3 protein-coding genes are annotated in these 4,297 nt (G+C 66.2%); all 3 read left to right on the top strand.

The window, feature by feature from the left end:
- Window positions 1-128: 128 nt before the first annotated feature.
- The 3 genes from FJ039_12500 to FJ039_12510 all read left to right on the top strand — a co-directional run bounded on the left by FJ039_12500 (window position 129) and on the right by FJ039_12510 (window position 3,990).
- Window positions 129-1,214, top strand: coding sequence for a DEAD/DEAH box helicase (locus FJ039_12500; GenBank protein ID MBM4406966.1), 1,086 nt, complete (start codon window positions 129-131; stop codon window positions 1,212-1,214).
- Window positions 1,215-1,357: 143 nt separating this feature from the next.
- Window positions 1,358-2,614: a CoA transferase gene (locus FJ039_12505; GenBank protein ID MBM4406967.1), complete on the top strand. Its 1,257-nt coding sequence runs from the start codon at window positions 1,358-1,360 to the stop codon at window positions 2,612-2,614.
- Window positions 2,615-2,709: 95 nt separating this feature from the next.
- Window positions 2,710-3,990, top strand: a complete 1,281-nt coding sequence (locus FJ039_12510; GenBank protein ID MBM4406968.1) for a CoA transferase — start codon at window positions 2,710-2,712, stop codon at window positions 3,988-3,990.
- The last annotated feature ends 307 nt before the right edge of the window (window positions 3,991-4,297 follow it).

A 4,297-nucleotide genomic window follows, 5' to 3' on the forward strand; every position in this document is an offset into this window, starting at 1 on the left:
GCGGCGGCCCGCCGCAAGAGCCGGGCGCGCCTGCACCCCAGGCGCCCGCTGGGCCTCCGGTGCCCGCCGTCACGGGGCCGCAGCCGCGGGACCTTCACTTCGGAGATTTACTTGTCTCGGAGCCGGTCATGCGCGCCATCATGGAGATGGGCTACCAATCGCCAACCCCGATCCAACAGCAGGCCGTCCCCATCATGTTCCAAGGCGTGGACCTGGTGGGCCAGGCCCAGACGGGCACCGGCAAAACGGCCGCCTTCGGCATCCCCATCGCCGAGCGTGTGGATGGGAGCCAGCGCTACACCCAGGCCATCGTCCTCACGCCCACCAGGGAGCTGGCCCAGCAGGTGAGCGCGGAGCTTTCGCGGATCTGCGCCTACCGGGGCATCCGCGTGGTCACGCTCTATGGCGGCCAGCCCATTAAAAAGCAGTTCGCGGAGCTGGAGCGCGGCGTCCACGTCATCGTCGGCACGCCGGGGCGCGTCATAGACCACTTAGACCGCGGCACCATCCAGCTTGGGCGCGTTGGCATCGTCGTCCTGGATGAGGCCGACCAGATGCTGGACTACGGCTTTTTCCCTGATATCCGCCGCATCCTGCGCTATGTCCCCGGCAGGCGGCAGATCGCCCTCTTCACCGCCACGGTGCCCACGCCCATCAAGAACCTCATCCACAACTACCTCCACCAGCCCAAGCACATCCAGGTGGGCGCCACGGCCAAGCCGGTGGAGGAGGTGAAGCAGCTCTACTATGAGGTGGCCGACCGCGATAAGATCGCGGGCCTCACCGAGGTCCTCGATGGCGGCGAGTACGACCAGGCGCTCATCTTCTGCCGCACCCAGGGGCGCGTGGACATGGTGGCCGAGCGCCTGGGGCGGCGCGGCTTCGCCATCCAGGGCATCCACGGCGGCCTGCTGCAGAAACAGCGCGACGCCGCCATGAACGCCTTCCGGGAAGGCTCCCTCAAGCTTCTCGTCGCCACCAACGTCGCCGCGCGGGGCCTGGATATCCCCGCCGTCTCCAACGTCATCAACTTCGATATCCCGGAGGCGGTGGAGGACTACGTCCACCGCATCGGCCGCACGGCGCGCATGGGGCGCGAGGGCACCGCCATCACCTTCGTCTCCGAATGGGACTTGCCCGCCTTCGAGGCGATCCGGAAGCACGTCGGCGCCGAGAAGATCGAGCGCCGCGAGCTGAAGCTCTACCAGCGATAGTTTCCCTCTTCCTTGACACGCCCTTCGCGCCTGACGAGAATAGCCCCCACACTTCCTCTTCCCCCGCACCCCCTCGCCCTTGACGGGAGAGGACCTCGCGGAGCGAGAGGAGAGGGTGCCATCACCTCTCCCAGGAGCGCAGCGTGTCCTCCGGCAAGGGCTTCCTCTTCGATGTCCGCGTCCTTGAACTCGCCGATGAGCGCGGCGAGTTCCTCGGGAAGCTCCTGGCGGGCGCAGGCGCCGCTGTGGTGAAGGTGGAGCCGCCCGGCGGGAATCGCACCCGCGCCATCGGCCCCTTTTACCAGGACAAGCCCCACCCGGAGCGCAGCCTCTTCTTCTGGCACTACAACTTCGGCAAGCGCGGCATCACGCTCGATTGGCGCACGCCGCAGGGCCGCGACCTCCTCAAACGCCTGCTCCCCAGCTTCGACGTCCTGATCTACACGGGGGCCCCCGGCGAGCTGGAGGCCCTGGGCCTGGGGTACAAGGCCCTCAGGGCCGTCAACTCCCGGCTCATCGTCGCCGCCATCACGCCCTTCGGCCAGACCGGCCCCTGGCGCGACCTGAAGGGGTCGGACATCGTGCACCTGGCCCTGGGCGGCGTGATGATGAACTGCGGCTACGACCCCATGCCCACCATGGAGTACGATACGCCGCCCATCGCGCCCCAGATGTGGCACGCCTACCACATCGCCTGCAACAACACCTACATGGCCACCCTGGGCGCGCTCCTCTATCGGGAGCGGACAGGCAAGGGCCAGTTCCTGGACGCCTCCATCCACCAGGCCGTCAGCACCTGCACGGAGGTGGACATCCCGCACATGGTCTACGGCCGCCAGCCCGTCTACCGCCAGACGGGACGGCACGCCATGCCCACCATCGTCACCGGGAGCCAGTCCATCACCAAGGACGGCCGCTTTGTCAATTGCAGCGGCGTCCTGGGCGGCACGCAGCAGCCCCTCTTCGAGATGCTGCACAAGTTCGGCATGGCGGACGACCTAATGGAGGAGAAGTACAAAGACCCGGCGGTACAGAAAGAGCCCGTGGTCTCGCGGCACATCAACGCCGTGATGAAGCGCTTCGTCCAGGCGTACAGGTTCGACCGCGACCTGTGGAAAGAGGGCCAGAAGTACAACATGCACTGGTCGCCCATCCGCAAGGCCCATGAGAACCTGGCCGATCCGCACTGGGCGGCGCGCAAGACCTTCACCAAGGTCCACCATGAAGACCTGGGCAAGACCCTGGACTACAACGGCGCTCCCTGGCTGGCGGGGAAGTCCCAGTGGCGCACCGGTCCCCGCGCCCCGCACCTGGGGGAGCACAACGGCGAGGTCTACGGCAAGGAGTTAGGACTCACGCCGAAGGAGATCGCAACGCTGAAAAAGCAGAACGTAATCTAGCTCGACCTCTCCCTTTGTCCCTCCCCTGTGAAGGGAGGGATAGGCCCCTTCCCTCGCAGGGAAGGGGCACGGGGTTAGGTCAAAGGGAATCTCCCATGCCCTTCGCGATTGAAAACGTCCGCATCGCCGATCTGACCTGGCTCCTGGCCGGAGCGGGCGGCCCCCGCATGCTCGCCAGCCTGGGCGCGGAGGACATCCGCATCGAGTGGAAGGACCGCATAGACACCCTGCGCCTGGGCGGGCCGCCGATCCCCATGGGGGAGGAGCGCGAGAAGTTCCTTCGCGGCGAGCCCTTCACGGCCAAGAGCGAGGGGATCAACCGCGCCGGGAACTTCGGGGAGAACAACCCCGGCAAGCGCGGCATCAGCCTCAACCTGCGCACGGAGCAGGGCAAGGAGATCTTCAAGGAGATCGTCCGCATCAGCGATATCGTGGTGGAGTGCTTCACCGCCAACACCATGGACCGCCTGGGCCTGGGTTACGAGACGCTGCGGAAGATCAACCCCTCCATCATCTACGTCCAGCAGCCGGGCTTCGGCAAGACGGGCCAGTATTCGGAGTTCGTCTCCACGGGGCCCGTCGCCCAGGCCATCAGCGGCCTCACGGAGCAATCGGGCATGCCCATGCCCTATCCGCCCGCCGGATGGGGCTACTCCTACATGGACTGGAGCGGGGCCTATTACTGCGCCATGGCGATGCTGAGCGCCCTCTACTACCGCGCCCGCACCGGCGAGGGGCAGTATATGGACTGCTCCCAGGCGGAGCCGGGCATCTATATGACGGGCACCGCCATCCTGGACTATGCCGCCAACGGGCGGGTGTGGCAGCGGTACGGCAACCGCTCGCCGTATCTGCCCGCCGCGCCGCACGGGGCCTACCGCTGCCAGGGGAAGGACCGGTGGATCGCCATCAGCATCTACAACGACGAGGAGTGGCGCGCGATGCTGAAGGTTCTGGGCGATCCGGCATGGGCCAGAGATGCCAAGTTCGCGAAGTTCGCCACGCGCCTCCTGCACCAGGACGAGCTGGACGGGCTTGTGGAGAGCGAGACGGTGAAGCACGAGCCCTTCGACCTGATGAACCGCCTGCAGGCGGCAGGCGTGGCCGCCGGGGTCTGCCAGACGGCCGCCGACCGCATCCACGACGACCCGCAGCTGAAGCATCGCGGCTTCCAGAAGATGCTGCCCCACAGCGAAGTGGGCGAGTGGCCCTACAAGGACTTCCCCGTCCACCTGAGCGAATCGCCGGCGTACGTGGGCGGCACGATCAACCGCGGCTTCCCCTGCTACGGGGAGGACAACCCCTACGTCTATGGCACGCTCCTCGGCATCGGCCAGGGGGAGCAGAGGCGCCTGGCGGAGCAGAACATCATCTGATGCAGGGGGCGACTGGTCTTCGCATTTCGCCCTTGTTGTCTCTTTCTGTTTTGCTCTCTTTTCCTCCTTTTGTCTTTTGTTGCTTGTCGCTTTGGTTGGTGAGGTGTCGCGGTGGGAAGCGTTGTGCGGACGGTCTAGGGGAGGGACGTGGACGAGATTTGCGAGCGTTTAACGTAGCAGTTCCCACTGCTACAGGATGGGCAGGCCCACTGCTCCGAGGTTTGTAGGGATGCAGGGTTGGCGCTCGGGGCTTCCTCGGCGACGCTGGTGTCAGCCGGTCACGCTCGCGGTGAGCCTACGGGTATGT

This window comes from Chloroflexota bacterium (assembly GCA_016875535.1).
GTDB lineage: Bacteria > Chloroflexota > Dehalococcoidia > SHYB01 > SHYB01 > VGPF01.

What these genes read in the sequence shown, in the direction of transcription:
- FJ039_12500 (MBM4406966.1), top strand. Translation starts at nt 129, where the DNA reads ATGCGCGCCATCATGGAGATGGGCTACCAATCGCCAACCCCGATCCAA.
- FJ039_12510 (MBM4406968.1), top strand. Translation starts at nt 2,710, where the DNA reads ATGCCCTTCGCGATTGAAAACGTCCGCATCGCCGATCTGACCTGGCTC.